Source organism: Pseudomonas putida, assembly GCA_041071465.1.
GTDB lineage: Bacteria > Pseudomonadota > Gammaproteobacteria > Pseudomonadales > Pseudomonadaceae > Aquipseudomonas > Aquipseudomonas putida_P.
Genome location: CP163498.1, coordinates 6,198,790 through 6,214,184, shown reverse-complemented (window position 1 = coordinate 6,214,184; position 15,395 = coordinate 6,198,790). Strand labels below are relative to the sequence as shown.

Genomic DNA, 15,395 nt, shown 5'->3' with positions numbered 1-15,395 from the left:
GCTCCTGATGCTCAAGATTGTTGTATCAACAGGTTGACCGGAAACTCCGCCAGCACGGCGCTCAACATCAGCTCCTTGGAAGAGCTGACCGCCGCACAGGGGAAAAGTCCCGTCGAGTTGGCAGTTGACAAGGCAAACGGCAATACCAGCCGGGTGTCGTCCCAGTTCTGTGCCGGGATCAACGGGGTTGTGGCGCCACCGAGCAGGCTACTGGCCAGGCGTGGCGCGACGATGACGGCCCGCTCGCCTTCTCCCAGGCGGGCAAACGCAATCACGTTGTCTGCGTGCCGGCCCTGCACGCTCAGTGGCAGGTAGGCACCACGGCGGAACAAGTCGGCGTGTGCCTGGCGGCAGTCCAGCACTTTGGCGATCAAGGCCTGCTTGATGCGGCCATCGCGCCAGTGCGTCAGCAACTCGGCGGGCGCTGTGGCGTCGTCGAGGGTACGACGCCTGCAAGCGTAGTCCACGGCGCGGCGGTTATCCGGGTCGACCAGGCTGAAGTCCCAGTATTCATTGCCCTGGTACAGGTCGGGCACGCCTGGGGTTGTCATGCGCAGCAGGGTTTGGACCAGGCCGTTGAGGGCGCCTGGGCAGGCCAGCAGTTGTGCGGCATCGGCCACGGACTTGCGCAGTTGCTGGTTCTCGCTGTCCAGCAGCAGGCCATCGACATAGCGGGTGCAGGCGCTTTCATAGGCTTCGTTCGGTGCATTCCAGCTGCTGCGCAACTTGGCTTCGCGCAGGGCCTTCTGCTGCCATTGGCGAATGCGCTCGGCGTATGTGCGCAGGCCGCCCGTGTCCTGCAGGTCGAGCGTTAGCGGCCAGCTGCCGAGCAAGGTCTGCAAGAGCATCAGCTCGTCGCCAGGGCTGGGTGCTGGGCCGTCGTCCAGCAGTGTGCGCAAGGGGGCAGCCAATTCACGCCAATGCTCCACCCGACTGGCCAGCCACGGCCCGCGCTCGCTGAGTACGGCCAAGCGCGCTCGGGTGTCTTCACCGCGCTTGTGGTCGTGGGTGGCGGTGGCCAGCAGGTTGTCGGGGAAGTCGCGCAGGCGCCGCTGGGCTTCGTTGTGGAAGTGCGCAGGTGCTGCGCTGAAATGCTCGGCCTCGAAGCCCACGTCATTGCGCGACAGCAGCCGCGCGTTGCGGTAGAAGGCGGTGTCTTCCACGGCTTTGGCGGCGCTGGGCGCGGTCAGTTGCTGGAAACGCACGCAGGCATGGCGCAGCTGCTTGCGGGCGCGGCCCGGTGGCAGGTGACGCCAGGCTTGCCCGCCCAGCCATCGTTCAAGTTGTTCCAGCAGTGGCCAGTCGGCTTCGCCAAGGTCTTGCCGGGCGTTGACCAGCGCCTGCTGGAAAAACCTTTCGTCTTCAGCCGGGCGCCCGCAGGCGTTGAAGTAGGTACGGTAGACAGGGTAATGCGCCACCAGCGCCTGCAAGGCCCGGCGAATCGCGCCCAGGGTCAGGTCGCGGGTCATCAGGTCGTTGCGTGCCACTTGCAGCAGGGCCAGGGCCACCGATTCGCAGTCACCGGCCAGGCTGGCGTTGAGTACCAGGTGACGGGCCTGGCGCACTTCTTCGGGGAAGTCCGGGCGCTCGCTGAGGTTGGCCCACAGCTCGCTCAGCGGCGCTTCGCCGGCCGGGTCGTGTTGCAGCAGCGACACCTGGTTCATGAACTCGTAGCCGGTGGTGCCGTCGGTGAGCCAGTCGCGGTGCAGGTGCTCGTCAGCGCCAAGAATCTTCTCCACGTAGATCGGGAAGTGTTCCAGTGCTGCACTCAGCGGCCGCTGTGCCAGCAGGCCATCGACCCGTCGGCGCAGTTTGCGGCAATAGCCGCGCGGGTCGGCAAGGCCGTCGATATGGTCGATGCGCAGGCCGTCCACCAGGCCGCGTTCGATCAGTTCGAACAGCTTGGCGTGGGTGGCCTCGAACACCACTGCGCGCTCCACCCTCAGACCTCCGAGCTCGTTGATGTCGAAGAAGCGCCGCCAGTTGATGTCGTCGGCGGCGGTGCGCCAGCTGGCCAGGCGGTAGGTCTGGCGCTCCAGCAGCAGGTGCAGGCGCTTGAAACCATTTTCGGCGCGGCTGTCGAATGCCACTAGCGCTGATTCCAAGTCGGCACCTTCGCGCACCAAGCGTGCCAGTTCGGTGTGCAGCGCAAGGGCATCGGCCAGTGGGGTGGTCGATTCGGCCAATGCCGTGAAGTGCTCGGCCAGGGCCTTGAGTGCCGGCTCTGGGCTGAGGGCGAGAATCCAGCCATAGTCGACCGGGCAGATTGGGAAGCGGTGATCGTAATGGGCGATTTGCAGCGTGCCTTGCTGCTTGTCGAATTCAAGCGGTATGTCGCCGTTCTTCAGCGCCACGCCATAGTCGCTGCCGAGAAACGGCAACAGCAGTTGCCCGGCCAGCAGCGGGTCGCTGGAGTGCCACTGGATGTCGAAGAACTCCGCATACGGGCTGCGCCGGCCCCAGGCCAACAGGCTTTGCCACCAAGGGTTGTCGGCACCGCCCACGGCCATATGGTTGGACACAGTGTCAAGGATCAGCCCCATGCCATGCTGGCGCAGGGCGGCGACCAGTCGCTGCAGTGCCGCCTCGCCGCCAAGCTCCGGGTTCACGCAGGTAGGGTCGACCACGTCGTAGCCATGGCGCGAGCCCGCGCGGGCCTTGAGGATAGGCGAGGCATACAGGTGGCTTATGCCCAATTGAGCGAAGTACGGTACCAGCGGCACGGCGTGATCAAGGGTGAAGTCACTGTGAAATTGCAGGCGCAGGGTCGCGGTCAGTGGCTTCATCGGTCACGCTCCCAGGCTTGTTCGCGGGCCTGGGCCAGCAGCTCCAGGCGGCGGGCGGCATGCTCGTCGTCGAGCAGTTCGCGCACTGGCTGGGCGAAGCGCCGCCTCCAATTGGGGTGGCCGCTGGTGGTCCCGGCAGGTTGGGCTGCTCGTCGCAACCCAGCAAGTCTTCCAGCGGCACCAGCACCAGCGGTGCGCGGGTATGGCCAACGTAGCGGATGGCGGCGTCGATTACCGCGTCATTGTCCTTCAGCTCGCCGTAGTTGGCCTCCAGGGTGCGGCGCAGGCCGTCGTGTTCTTTCTGGCGGTCGTGGCGCCAGTGCAGCTCGGTAGCGGCGTCGATCAGTTGCAAGCGCTGGCTCCAGTCGATGTCGCGGTTTTCCAGCCAGCCGGCCAATGGCGCGAGGTCATGGGTGCCCGTGGTGGCCAGGGCGTTGTCCGGCCAGTCGAGAATCGGCTTGAACTGGCCGGGCTGGGTCTGCTCGAAGGGCAGTACGCGCATGCCCAGCACGGCTTTTTCGGCCAGTGCCTCGCGCAGGCCATCGGGTACGGTGCCCAGGTCTTCGCCAAGAATGATCGCCTGGTGGCGCACCGATTCCAGCGCCAACAGGCGCAACAGGTCGTCCAGCGGGTAATTGAGGTAGGCGCCTTCGCTGGGCTTTGCCCCCTGCGGGATCAGCCACAGCCGGCGCAGGCCCATCACATGGTCGATGCGCAGGCCGCCAGCGTGGGCGAGGTTGGCCCGCAGCATCTCGATGAAGGCGCGGTAGCCGTTGCGCTTGAGGCCCTCGGGCGAGAAGGCGCAGATACCCCAGTCCTGCCCGGCGCGGTTGAGGATGTCGGGCGGCGCCCCCCCACTTTCAGGCCGGCCAGCAGTTCATCCTGGCGGCTCCAAGCCTGGCTGCCGGCGCCGTCGGCGCCCACCGCCAGGTCGGCGATCAGGCCCACGGCCATGCCGTTGCCACGGGCTGCCTCGTGGGCACGCTGCAGGCCGCGTTCGGTCAGCCACTGGCAAAAGGCATGGAACTCGACCTTGGCCGGGTAGGCGCTGGCAAAGGCTTCCACTTCCGGGTGGTACGGGTCGTGCCAGGCCTTGGGCCAGTTGCGCCAGTCGGCGCCCAGGCCATGCTCGACTGCCTGGGCCTGGAGCACCTCGAAGCGACAGTGGTGTTCCAGCGCCTGGCCACCGGCTGCGCGGAAGCTGTCGAAATCGCTGCGTAGCGGGTGGTTGCCTTGGCTGAAGCCCTGGTACAGCGCTTCTAGCAGGCGCAGGCGGGCGCTGGCGGCGCGTGGCCAGTCGACCAATGGGCGTTGCTCCAGCTCCTCCAGTTGCTGTTCCAGGCCGCAGGCTTCGATGGCTATGCGCACCTCCCGTTCACCCAGCAAGGACGCGGGGCTGGCGTACAGGGTGTTGAGCAGCAGGCGACTGGACGGCGAGTAGGGGCTGTAGTGTTCCTGGTCGATGGCCGACAAGGCGTGGATCGGGCTGATGGCCAAGGCATCGGCGCCGCGCTCGGCTGCCGAGCGTGCCAACTGCTCCAGTGCCAGGCAGTCGCCGTAGCCACCATCGCCGGGGCGACGCAGGCTGTACAGCTGCACCGCCAGGCCCCAGCAGCGTGGTGGTGGTTGTTGCACATCGTCTTCCAGGCTGTGGCAGCGTGGCGGGGCAATGGCCACAGTGAAGCGGCGGCTGTCGATTTCTACCTGATGGTAGCCAATCGGCAGATCACCGGGCAGACGCGCCTGCTGGTCAAGGCTCAGGGTAAGCGAGGCCTGGTCTTCCAGGGTGCAGTGGGCGACGCTGGCGGCGCTGAAGTAGCGCGCCAGCGCCAGCGGTTGGCCCTGCTCGGCGGTCAGTAAGGGCGGCAGGTGCTCACTGTCCTCGGCGGCTTCCACCGCACGCAGGCTGGCGGCAATGGCCGTGTCATCGCTGGCTGGGTGGCCAAGGCCTGCGAGGATATTGCGCAGCACTTCGTCGCTGACACGCTGAGGCCGGGCATTGGCGTCGATCCAGTCGCGGCTGAGCCCGACGAGGGTCGCCAGACGGTGCAGGGCGGTTTCGCTCATAGGCGCTCCTGGGCAGGGGGAAGCAGGCTGACCACACAGCTGTACGCAGCCAGGTGGGTATCCGGGTGCCGGGTGTCGCTGCTGTCGAACAGCCGAGCGGGTGGCGCGGGCAGCTCGACGGCTTGCGCGGTGTCGGCCAGGTTCAGGTCGATGCGCAATGTGTTGCCATTGCCTAGCCGCCAGCGTGCGGTCAGCGCCTTGTCGCCGTGCACCTCGGCGCCCAGTGCACGGCTGCCGGGCAAGTGCGGGATGACGTGGCGGCGGCGCAGGTCGAGTAGCTGCTGGTACAGGCCGTGCCAGCCGGCGATCACCTCCTTGTTTTGCGGGCGCGAAGACTCGAAGGTCTGCTCGGCGTTGGGGTCGGGAATATGCTCACGCTGATCGGGGTCGGCAAACGCGGTGAAGTGGGCGAATTCACCTCGGCGGCCTTCGCGCACGGCATCGGCCAGCGCATCATGGAAATCGGTGAAAAACAGAAATGGCCGGCAGCTGCCGTCGTCATCGCCCATGAACAGCAGCGGAATCATCGGTGCCAGCAACAGCAGGCCGGTGGCCGCACGCAGGGCCGGTGGCGAGCACAGGCGGGTCAGGCGTTCACCGAGCGCGCGGTTGCCGATCTGGTCGTGGTTTTGCAGGAACAACACAAAGGCACTGGGCGGCAGATGCGCGCTGGGTTCGCCGCGTGGCGTGCCATGCCGGTTGGGTTCGCCCTGGAACACGAACCCTTCGCCAAGGCAGCGCGCCAACTGGTCGATGGGGCGTTGCTGGTAGTCGGCGTAGTAACCCTCGGTTTCGCCGGTCAGCAGCACGTGCAGGGCATTGTGGCCGTCGTCGTTCCATTGGGCGTCGAAGCCTTGTTCCAGCAGGCCGGCTTGGTTGTGCTCGTTTTCCAGCACCAGCCACACCTGGCGGCCAGGTTCCACTGCAGCGCGTACGCGCTGCGCCAGTTCGACGAGGAAGTCCGGCTGGTCGATGGCGTGCACGGCGTCCAGGCGCAGGCCGTCGCAGCGGTAGTCGCACAGCCACATCAGGGCATTCTGGATGAAGTACTCGCGCACCTGCGGGCGGCGGAAGTCGATGGCCGCGCCCCATGGCGTCTGCCGGTCTTCGCGGAAGAACGGGCTGGCGTACTGGTGCAGGTAATTGCCGTCGGGGCCGAAGTGGTTGTACACCACGTCCACCAATACCATCAGCCCTTCGCCGTGGGCCTGGTCGACCAGTGCGCACAGCTGTTCGGGGCTGCCGTAGGTGTTCTGCGGCGCGTAGGGCAGCACCCCGTCGTAGCCCCAGTTGCGTTCGCCGGGGAACTGCCCCAGCGGCATCAGTTCGATCGCGCTGATGCCGAGTTCGGCCAGGCGCGGCAGTTGCCGAGCTACCCCGGCGTAGCCATCGAGCAGGCCAACATGCACCTCCTGGATCACCGCTTCATGCCAAGGCCGGCCTTGCCACGGGTGTTGCCAGGCGTAACCGGCCACATTCACCACCTGGCTCGGCCCTTGTACGCCGTCGGGCTGGTAGCGTGAGGCCGGGTCGGCCACCAGCAATTCACCGTCGATTCGGTAGTGGTAACGGTCACCGGCCTGGCATGGGGCCACGCCGGTGTACCAGCCATCGTCGCCGGGCAGCAGCTCGATGGCCGGTTGCTGTTCCAGTTCAACGCTCACGCTGCGCGCATCGGGTGCCCAGAGGGCGAAGCGCGCCGACGTGGCGTCCAACAAGTGTGCGCCATGCCTGTGCATCTTCCAGCCCCCGCTCAGTAGTGGCTCAGTTGTGCCTGCTTGACCAGGTCCTCGTACAGGCGGGCGTAGGGCTCCACCGCCTGGCACCAGTTGAATGGCTGGGTCATCGAAAGGCAGCGCATGGCGTTGAGCAGGTCCTTCTTGCCGTATACATAGAAGGCGCGGCTCAGTGCCTGGCGGTAGCTCTCGACGGTCGATTCGTTGAACAAGAAGCCCGTGACGCCGCACTCGATGGTGTCGGCCAGGCCGCCTGTATTGCGCGCCACCGGCAGTGAGCCGAAGCGTTGCGCGTACATCTGGCTGAGGCCGCAAGGCTCGTAGCGCGACGGCATAAGCAGGAAGTCGCTGCCCGCGAACATCCGTCGAGCATCGGTTTCATTGAAACCGATGCGCACACCGATACGCCCTGGGTGGCGCAGCGCCAGTTCGCGCATGGCTTGTTCTTCTTCCGGCTCGCCACGGCCGATGATCGCGATCTGCCCACCTTGTTCGACGATGTAGTCGGCCACGCCCAGGGTCAGGTCCAGGCCCTTCTGATAGACCAGCCGCGAGACCACGGCGAACAGCGGGCCTTCGGAATCTTCCAGGCCGAACAGCTCGCGCACTTCATGGGTGTTGCGCGCCTTGCCTTCCCAATCGTTGATGCTGAAGTTGTGCTGCAGGTGCTTGTCGGTGGCCGAGTCCCAGCTTTCGTCGATACCGTTGGGGATGCCACCTAGCAGGCCTTGCTGGGCCTTGCTGGCGAGGAAGCCGTCCAGGCCGCAGCCGAATTCCGGGGTGGTGATTTCCCGCGCATAGGTGGCGCTGACCGTGGTGATGTGGCTGGAGTAGGCCAGCCCAGCCTTGAGGAACGACAACTTGCCGTAGAACTCCATGCCTTCCTGCTGCATGGCGTGGTCGGGGATCGCCAGCTCCGGGCTGCAGCCGCGGCTATATACTCCCTGGTAGGCCAGGTTGTGGATGGTGAACAGGGTGGGCGTGCTCAGCCCGCGCCAGTGCATGTAGGCCGGGGCCAGGCCGGCGGGCCAGTCATGCGCGTGCACCACTTCCGGCGTCCAGTGGATCTTGCCTTCGCCAGCGGCGATTTCGGCGGCAGCCAGGCCCAGGCGAGCGAAGCGAATGTGGTTGTCAGGCCAGTCTCGGCCGTTGTTGGCACCATAGGGTGTGCCGTCGCGTTGATACAGTTCGGGGCAGATCAGCACGTAGATGACCAGGCCGTCGGCCATGTCCATGCGCCCGATCTTGCACGGCGGCAGGGCCGCGTGGCCGCCCAGTTCACCCACGATATGGATCGGGTTGTCGCTTTCCATGACCTGGCGGTAGCCGGGGATGAGCACCCGTACATCGTGCAGGTGCGCCAGGGCACGGGGCAGCGCGGCGGACACGTCGCCCAGGCCGCCGGTTTTCACCAGGTCGGCGATTTCCGAGGTCACGAACAGAATCTTGCGCATGTTCGGGTTGTGTTGGCGCTGGGCGCCGGGTGCCTTGCCTGTCGTGGCGAAATCCGGGGTGAGCGGCTCGCGGTTGTCCGGGTTGAATGAATCTACGTGAGGCTCGACAGCGGCACTGATCATACTTCTCTCCGTCCCTATGCTTGGCCGGGTGCTGGCACCCGTGGCGATGTTTCGTGTTGGTTCTCTCTAATTTTGAATCTGCGTAGTGCGTTCCTTGCCCCAGGGGCGTGCGCGCAGGCACAGCGCGATCGGCGCTCCGGCCGAAGGCGATTGGACTGGTTGGGGTTGTAGGCTGAGGATTGGGAGTAGCCCAATGCGTCTGGCCTTCTTTGTTCATGACCCGCCGGCTTTCCTGAAAGTTCGACTTATTTTGGTCACTCTTCCTGATGAGCAAATGGCGGGCCGAAAACCGAGTGTAGGAGAGAAAGTGCTAAAAAGGTGACCCGCTGGTCACTATTGTTATGTGCGGAATAGACGCAAACGTTGGCGTATGTGACTGGATGTGAAAAGGTTTGTCGGGGGTGTTTGGCGGGTGCGCCAATTTGTGGCCAGCAGGGGGCCGTGCACCAAGTTGGTGCTTGGTGGGGGATTAAAAAGCTACGTCGGGGAGATCAGCAGGTGGGAGCCTTACAGCCCCCACTGGAGGAAGGGAAGATCAGAGGCTGACAGCTTTATCGCCATCACGTTGTTGCGCCAGCAGCAGGTTCAGCTGGGCGACCTGTTGGCGCAGTTGGTCACGTTCGTCCTTCAGTTTACGCAGCTCATCACGGCGCACGGAGACATAGAGTGTCTGGGGTGGGGTTGCAGGCATCAAGGTACCCATGAGCACACCTCGCGGTTTTGGCTGGTGACAAGTCAAAGCGTAGACGCTTCACGCGGGGCGCATTTTGAATTCTTTCGCAGGCCTTGGGAACTTTTTTGTTTATCGTGGTCTTGCCGTTCGTCGCTGAACCCTCGGGCGGCATGCTGGACTAATCTGAACAGCTGGACTGTATTGTCATCCATTTCGAAAGGGGAGCATCGGCTCATGCAACTGGGAATCGTCGGGCTGGGCCGCATGGGCGGCAACATCGCAAGGCGCCTGATGCGCGCCGGCCATCGCACCGTGGTACACGACCGCAACCGTGAAGCCATCACTGGGCTGGAGGGCGAGGGCGCCCAGGGCGCGCACGACCTCGGTGCACTGGTACAAAAGCTGAAAGCGCCGCGTGCCGTATGGGTGATGCTGCCGGCCGGCGAGCCCACCGAGCAAACCATCGCCCAATTGGCCGAGCTGCTGGAGCCGGGCGATGCGATCATCGACGGCGGCAACACCTTCTACAAGGACGACATGCGCCGCGCCGCAGAACTGGCCAAGCGCGGCCTGCATTACCTGGACGTCGGTACCTCCGGCGGCGTATGGGGCCTGGACCGTGGCTACTGCATGATGATCGGTGGCGAAAAGGACGTGTTCGAGCGCCTGGAGCCCCTGTTCAAGGCGCTGGCGCCAGGCGTGGGTGACATCCCCCGTACCCATGGCCGCAGCGGCGAGCACCAGCGGGCCGAACACGGCTATATCCACGCCGGCCCACCTGGCGCCGGGCACTACGTGAAAATGGTGCACAACGGTATCGAGTACGGCTTGATGCAGGCTTATGCCGAAGGCTTCGACCTGCTGCGCAGCAAAGGCGGCGACGAGCTGCCGGAAGACCAGCGCTTTGACCTGAACGTGGCCGAAATCGCCGAAGTGTGGCGGCGCGGCAGCGTGGTGACCTCGTGGCTGCTCGACCTTACCGCCGATGCGCTGGTGGCCGACCCGCAGCTGTCGCAGTTCAGTGGCTCGGTGTCCGACAGTGGCGAAGGCCGCTGGACCATCGACGCTGCGGTCGAGCAGGCGGTGCCGGTGCCGGTGTTGTCCAGCGCATTGTTCGCGCGCTTCCGCTCGCGCCAGCAGCAGGGTACTTATGGTGACAAGATTCTCTCGGCCATGCGCCTGGGCTTCGGTGGCCACGTCGAGAAGAAAGCCGAATGACCAAACAGACCATTCCCGCTGCACCCCCTTGTACCCTGTTCCTGTTCGGCGCCAATGGCGACCTGGTCAAGCGCCTGCTGATGCCGGCGCTGTATAACCTCAGCCGCGACGGCCTGCTGGACCGTAACCTGCGCATCGTCGGCGTCGACCACAACGCGGCCAGCGCCGCGGATTTCGCTGAGCGGCTGCAGGCGTTCATGCGCGAGCGTGACAAAGGCCGCGAGGGCGGCGACCAGTGCCTCGACGATAAGCTCTGGGCCCGCTTGGCCAAGCGCCTGGATTACCAGACAGGCGACTTCCTCGACCCGGCGACTTACCAAGCCATTGCCAAGCGCATCGAAAAGACCAGCCATGGCAACGCCATCTTCTACCTGGCCACGTCGCCGCGCTTCTTCCCCGAAGTGGCGCAGCGCCTCGGGCAGGCCGGCTTGCTTGACGAGTCTGCCGGCGGCTTTCGCCGAGTGGTGGTGGAAAAGCCCTTCGGCACCGACCTGGCCAGCGCCGAGGCGCTCAACGCTTGCCTGCTGAAGGTGATGGGCGAGCGGCAGATCTACCGCATCGACCATTATCTGGGCAAAGAAACGGTGCAGAACATTCTGGTCAGCCGCTTCTCCAACGGCCTGTTCGAATCGTTCTGGAACAACCACTACATCGACCATGTGCAGATCACCGCAGCAGAAACCGTCGGCGTCGAGACCCGTGGTGCGTTCTATGACAGCACCGGCGCCTTGCGTGACATGGTACCCAATCACCTGTTCCAGTTGCTGGCGATGGTGGCCATGGAGCCGCCGGCCGCGTTCGGCGCCGATGCGGTACGCGGTGAAAAGGCCAAAGTGGTCGGTGCCATCCGCCCATGGTCGGCAAAAATGGCCCTGAAGAACTCCGTGCGTGGCCAGTACAGTGCCGGCAAGCAGGGGCGCAAGCAACTGCCCGGTTACCGCCAGGAGGCCAACGTCGCGCCTGAGAGCCAGACCGAAACCTACGTGGCGCTGAAGGTGATGATCGACAATTGGCGCTGGGCCGGCGTGCCGTTCTACCTGCGCACCGGCAAGCGCATGAGCGTGCGCGACACCGAGATCGCCATTTGCTTCAAGCCCGCGCCGTATGCGCAGTTTCGCGAGTCGGAGCTGGAGCGGCCCAAGCCCAACTACCTGAAAATCCAGATCCAGCCCAACGAAGGCATGTGGTTCGACCTGCAGGCAAAGCGGCCCGGGCCGGAGCTGGTGATGGAGAATGTCGAGCTGGGCTTTGCCTACAAGGACTTCTTCAAGATGACCCCGGCGACCGGCTACGAGACGCTGATCTACGACTGCCTGACCGGTGACCAGACCCTGTTCCAGCGGGCCGACAATATCGAAAACGGCTGGCGAGCGGTGCAGCCGTTTCTCGATGCCTGGGCCCAGGGCGGCGATGTGCATGGCTACCCGGCCGGCGAAGATGGGCCCGAAGCGGGCAATGAATTGCTGGCGCGGGACAAGCGCGAGTGGCACCGGTTGGGGTAAGACTTTTGTAAATTCTGTGCCGGCCCTTTCGCGGCTAAAGCCGCTCCCACAGGGATACCACTTCCCTTAGGGCCGATGCGATACCTGTGGGAGCGGCTTTAGCCGCGAAAGGGCCGGCACAGGCGATCACACCAAGGAGACTTAATGCCCGCCCACATCGAAGACTACGCCCTGCTGGGCAACTGCCGCAGTGCCGCCCTGGTCAGCCGCGATGGCTCGCTCGACTGGCTGTGCCTGCCGCGCTTCGACGCTCCAGCGGTATTCGCTGCCCTGTTGGGCAACGAAGAAAATGGCCGCTGGCGCCTATCTCCTTGCGACCCGATCGAACACAGCAGCCGCCAATACCTGGACGATACCTTGGTACTGGAAACCACCTGGGTGACGGCCACTGGCCGGGCCCGCGTGCTCGATTTCATGCCCCTGGGTGAGGTCAATTCGGTGGTGCGCATCGTCGAAGGCCTGTCTGGCGAAACCAACTTCGAAATGGACCTGGTCATGCGCTTCGACTACGGTCGCAGCGTGCCTTGGGTCGAGCGGCTCGACCCACTGACCCTCAGCGCCGTGGCAGGCCCGGACCGGCTGATCCTGTGCAGCACCGTGCCCCCGCATGCCCGCGACCACCATACGGTTGCCCGCTTTCGCGTCGGCACGGGCCAGCGCCACGTCTTCAGCCTGCGCCACCAACCCTCGCACTTGTCGGTGCAGCCCAACTGCGATGTCGAACAGGCCTTGGCCCAAACTGTCGACCAATGGCAGGCTTTCGCCGCCCGTTGCCCAGAGGTAGGCCCATACACTGCGCTGGTGCGCCGCTCGCTGCTCACCCTCAAGGCCATGACCTACGCCCCCACCGGCGGCATCGTCGCCGCCGTCACCACTTCGTTGCCCGAGCGTGTGGGCGGGGAGCGCAACTGGGACTACCGTTTCTGCTGGCTGCGCGACGCCACCATGACCCTGCTGGCCTTCATGAACCTCGGCTACTTCGACGAGGCCCAGGCCTGGCGTGAGTGGCTGCTGCGCTCGGTAGCCGGCAACCCCGAGCAGATGCAGATCATGTACGGCCTGGCCGGTGAGCGCGACCTGCAGGAGTACACCTTGCCGTGGCTGGCCGGTTACGAACATTCGCAACCCGTGCGAGTCGGCAATGCTGCCTCGCAGCAGATGCAATTGGACATCTATGGCGAACTGGCCGATGCCATGAGCCAGGCGATCAAAGGCGGCTTGCCGCGTCCCCCACGCAGCGCCGCCATCTCCCGATTGATTCTGCCCTACGTCGAGCGCATCTGGCGTGAGCCGGACGAAGGCATCTGGGAGGTGCGTGGCGGCCGGCAGCAGTTTGTGCATTCCAAGGTGATGGCCTGGGTCGCCTTCGACCGTGCTGCGGGGCTGGCCGACACCACTGAAGAGGGCCGCGAGCGCGGGCAGCATTACCGCCAGGTGGCTGACGAGATTCACCGCGAAGTGTGCGAGAACGGCCTGGACGCCAGCGGCAAATACTTTGTCCAGGCTTATGGTTCAAGCGAAATGGACGCCAGCCTGTTGCAGATTGCCCTGACCGGCTTCCTGCCAGCAGATGACCCACGCTTTCTGCGCACGCTGGCACAGATAGAACAGCGGCTATTGAAAAACGGCCTGCTGCTGCGCTACGACAGCGACAGCTGCAGCGACGGCTTGACCCCGGGTGAGGGCACCTTCCTGGTGTGTTCGTTCTGGCTGGCCGATGTTTACGTGTTGCTGGGGCGCCAGCAAGAAGCGCAGGCCTTGTACGAACGCCTGACCGGCCTGTGCAACGACCTCGGCCTACTGGCCGAACAGTACGACCCGGCGGGCCAGCGCATGCTCGGCAACTTCCCCCAGGCGTTTAGCCATATTGGCATCATCAACACCGCCCTGAACCTGCACCGCGCACAGTGTCCGGTGCGAGACAGGGCACGTTGTGGATAGCGTCGTTACCATTGGTAAACAGTGTGTGACGCATTGCGTCACATATGATATTTTGCTTCGTGTGATGCATGGGGTCACACTTGGTTCGTCTCCCAAATGGACGCGGCGAGCTACCCATGATCATCAGTTTTCGGCACAAGGGACTGCGAGTTTTTCATGAAACGGGTAACACCCGAGGGATTCAGGCCCCTCACGCAAGGCGTTTAAAACGGCAACTCCAGTTCCTTGACCGCGCCATGGCTGCGCAGGATTTGAACGTACCAGGCTGGCAGTTGCATCCGCTCAAAGGAGCGTTATCGGATTTCTGGTCAGTCAGTGTTTCCGGTAACTGGAGGCTGACTTTTCGCTTCGTGGGTTCGGATGTCGAACTGGTCGATTACCTTGATTACCACTGAAAAGGAAAACTGATCATGCCTTTGCATAATCCGCCACATCCCGGTGAAACCCTGCGTGAAGATGTTCTGCCCGCGTTAGGTCTGACGGTGAAGGCGTTCGCGTCGCATCTTGGGTTCTCTCGCGAAGCACTGTCGCGGGTATTGCACGGCCGCGCGGCGATTTCTCCAGACCTGGCGATACGCCTGGAGATGGCGGGTATCAGCACCGCCCGCCTGTGGTTGGCCATTCAGGCTGATTACGATATCTGGCAGGCGCGTCACCGACAGCAACCTGTGATTACCCGGTTGTTTCAGGCCGCCTGATGTAAAAGTGTGAAACGACCGGAGTAGACTAGGCCAAACCCCTTCGGCACGGAGCACACATGGGCATTCGCGGTACGGATCGGCAGATCGACAACATCGAGTTCAATGTCAGCGACATCGCACGTAGCAAGGCCTTTTATGGCAGCGTGTTCGGCTGGGTCTTCGCCGACTACGGGCCAACATACACCGAGTTCAGCGACGGCCGCCTTACGGGTGGTTTCACCACGGGTGAGCCGGTGCGCCCGGGCGGGCCGTTGGTGATTTTGTACGCCGATGACCTTGACGCCACGCAGCAACGGGTCGAAGCGGCCGGGGCGAAAATCAGCCGGGCGACCTTTGCCTTCCCTGGCGGGCGGCGTTTTCATTTCATCGACCCGGACGGTTACGAACTGGCCGTGTGGACGGCCCAAGCCTGATGGCCAACCACAAGATCGAAATTCGCCGACGCAACATCGAGAAAATCCTGCAGGCGGCGGAGAAGGTGTTCGCTGAGAAGGGCTACGGCGCCACCTCCATGGGCGATATCGCCGAGCAGGCGGAGCTGCCGCGCTCCAACCTGCATTATTACTTCAGCACCAAGGACGAGCTTTTCCGCGCGGTTTTGCAGGACCTGCTGGATGTTTGGAAGCAGGATGCACTGTGCTTCGAGAACTTCGACGACCCACGCGTGGTGCTGACCAGCTACATCCGGGCGAAGATGGGCCATTCGCGTTCGCGGCCGCTGGGCTCGAAGATCTGGGCCGAAGAGATGCTGCACGGGGCGCCGGTGCTGGGGGTGAACCTGGATGACAGCCTTGTGCCTTGGGCCAAGTTGAAAGAAGCCAAGATCCGCCGCTGGGTGGAGGAGGGGCGCATCCTGCCGGTGGAGCCGTCGGCGCTGTTGTACATGATCTGGGCCTCTACCCAGCACTATGCCGACTTTGGCTACCAGGTGCAGTTGCTCAACGGCGGCGAGGTGCTGTCGGACATGGCGTTCGAGAGTGCGGTGCAGACGGTGACCAGCGTGATCTTGCGGGGGATTGGGCTACAGCCGTGAACCGCTGTTGCGGGCTGGCTCGGTCCTTTGTGGGGGCGGCCTTGTGTCGCGAAAGGGCCGCTAAGCGGCCCCCGGATTTCTGCATCGTTGCGAAGATTGCTGGGGCCGCTCTGCGGCCCTTTCGCAACACAAGGCCGCTCCTACACGGGGGTAGTCGGTGC

At 64.2% G+C, this 15,395-nt stretch carries 11 protein-coding genes and 1 pseudogene; 7 read left to right on the top strand and 5 right to left on the bottom strand.

The genetic code is table 11. The features are described from left to right. Window positions 1-11 precede the first annotated feature (11 nt). The 5 genes and pseudogenes from AB5975_28520 to AB5975_28500 all read right to left on the bottom strand — a co-directional run bounded on the left by AB5975_28520 (window position 12) and on the right by AB5975_28500 (window position 8,869). Window positions 12-2,786: a malto-oligosyltrehalose synthase gene (locus AB5975_28520; GenBank protein XDR20316.1), complete on the bottom strand. Its 2,775-nt coding sequence runs from the start codon at window positions 2,784-2,786 to the stop codon at window positions 12-14. Then, window positions 2,783-4,853 (bottom strand): annotated as a pseudogene (gene malQ / locus AB5975_28515) (4-alpha-glucanotransferase). The gene AB5975_28520 and the pseudogene malQ overlap by 4 nt, the downstream one beginning before the upstream one ends. Continuing rightward, complete coding sequence (gene treZ / locus AB5975_28510; protein ID XDR20315.1) at window positions 4,850-6,592, bottom strand: malto-oligosyltrehalose trehalohydrolase; 1,743 nt, start codon at window positions 6,590-6,592, stop codon at window positions 4,850-4,852. The pseudogene malQ and the gene treZ overlap by 4 nt, the downstream one beginning before the upstream one ends. Window positions 6,593-6,606: 14 nt before the next feature. After that, window positions 6,607-8,166 (bottom strand): glycogen synthase GlgA, encoded by a 1,560-nt coding sequence (gene glgA / locus AB5975_28505; protein ID XDR20314.1) that lies wholly within the window; start codon window positions 8,164-8,166, stop codon window positions 6,607-6,609. 535 nt (window positions 8,167-8,701) lie between these two features. Next, window positions 8,702-8,869: a DUF6026 family protein gene (locus AB5975_28500; GenBank protein XDR20313.1), complete on the bottom strand. Its 168-nt coding sequence runs from the start codon at window positions 8,867-8,869 to the stop codon at window positions 8,702-8,704. A 171-nt stretch (window positions 8,870-9,040) separates the two neighbouring features. Here AB5975_28500 and gnd point away from each other — a divergent pair, with 171 nt between their 5' ends. From gnd to AB5975_28465, 7 genes are all read left to right on the top strand, one after another. Continuing rightward, complete coding sequence (gnd, locus tag AB5975_28495) at window positions 9,041-10,057, top strand: phosphogluconate dehydrogenase (NAD(+)-dependent, decarboxylating) (protein ID XDR20312.1); 1,017 nt, start codon at window positions 9,041-9,043, stop codon at window positions 10,055-10,057. Continuing rightward, window positions 10,054-11,559, top strand: a complete 1,506-nt coding sequence (gene zwf, locus AB5975_28490; GenBank protein XDR20311.1) for a glucose-6-phosphate dehydrogenase — start codon at window positions 10,054-10,056, stop codon at window positions 11,557-11,559. Before gnd ends, zwf begins: the two co-directional genes overlap by 4 nt. 144 nt (window positions 11,560-11,703) lie before the next feature. After that, entirely contained in the window at window positions 11,704-13,500 is a 1,797-nt protein-coding gene (locus tag AB5975_28485; protein ID XDR20310.1) for a glycoside hydrolase family 15 protein, read from the top strand. 116 nt (window positions 13,501-13,616) lie between these two features. Then, a complete protein-coding gene (locus tag AB5975_28480) occupies window positions 13,617-13,895 on the top strand; it encodes a type II toxin-antitoxin system RelE/ParE family toxin (protein XDR20309.1) in 279 nt (92 codons plus the stop codon). A 15-nt stretch (window positions 13,896-13,910) separates the two neighbouring features. Beyond that, window positions 13,911-14,198 carry a HigA family addiction module antitoxin gene (locus AB5975_28475; protein XDR20308.1) on the top strand — a complete coding sequence of 96 codons (288 nt, stop codon included), beginning with the start codon at window positions 13,911-13,913 and terminating at the stop codon, window positions 14,196-14,198. 59 nt (window positions 14,199-14,257) lie between these two features. Then, window positions 14,258-14,614, top strand: coding sequence for a VOC family protein (locus AB5975_28470; GenBank protein XDR20307.1), 357 nt, complete (start codon window positions 14,258-14,260; stop codon window positions 14,612-14,614). After that, entirely contained in the window at window positions 14,614-15,234 is a 621-nt protein-coding gene (locus AB5975_28465) for a TetR/AcrR family transcriptional regulator (protein ID XDR23051.1), read from the top strand. Before AB5975_28470 ends, AB5975_28465 begins: the two co-directional genes overlap by 1 nt. The last annotated feature ends 161 nt before the right edge of the window (window positions 15,235-15,395 follow it).

Bases quoted from the DNA above. Each gene is read 5' to 3' on its own strand.
- zwf (XDR20311.1), top strand. From the start codon at position 10,054: ATGACCAAACAGACCATTCCCGCTGCACCCCCTTGTACCCTGTTCCTG.
- AB5975_28475 (XDR20308.1), top strand. From the start codon at position 13,911: ATGCCTTTGCATAATCCGCCACATCCCGGTGAAACCCTGCGTGAAGAT.
- AB5975_28465 (XDR23051.1), top strand. From the start codon at position 14,614: ATGGCCAACCACAAGATCGAAATTCGCCGACGCAACATCGAGAAAATC.
- AB5975_28500 (XDR20313.1), bottom strand. From the start codon at position 8,869: ATGGGTACCTTGATGCCTGCAACCCCACCCCAGACACTCTATGTCTCC.
- glgA (XDR20314.1), bottom strand. From the start codon at position 8,166: ATGATCAGTGCCGCTGTCGAGCCTCACGTAGATTCATTCAACCCGGAC.
- AB5975_28480 (XDR20309.1), top strand. From the start codon at position 13,617: ATGATCATCAGTTTTCGGCACAAGGGACTGCGAGTTTTTCATGAAACG.
- treZ (XDR20315.1), bottom strand. From the start codon at position 6,592: ATGCACAGGCATGGCGCACACTTGTTGGACGCCACGTCGGCGCGCTTC.
- AB5975_28485 (XDR20310.1), top strand. From the start codon at position 11,704: ATGCCCGCCCACATCGAAGACTACGCCCTGCTGGGCAACTGCCGCAGT.
- AB5975_28520 (XDR20316.1), bottom strand. From the start codon at position 2,786: ATGAAGCCACTGACCGCGACCCTGCGCCTGCAATTTCACAGTGACTTC.
- AB5975_28470 (XDR20307.1), top strand. From the start codon at position 14,258: ATGGGCATTCGCGGTACGGATCGGCAGATCGACAACATCGAGTTCAAT.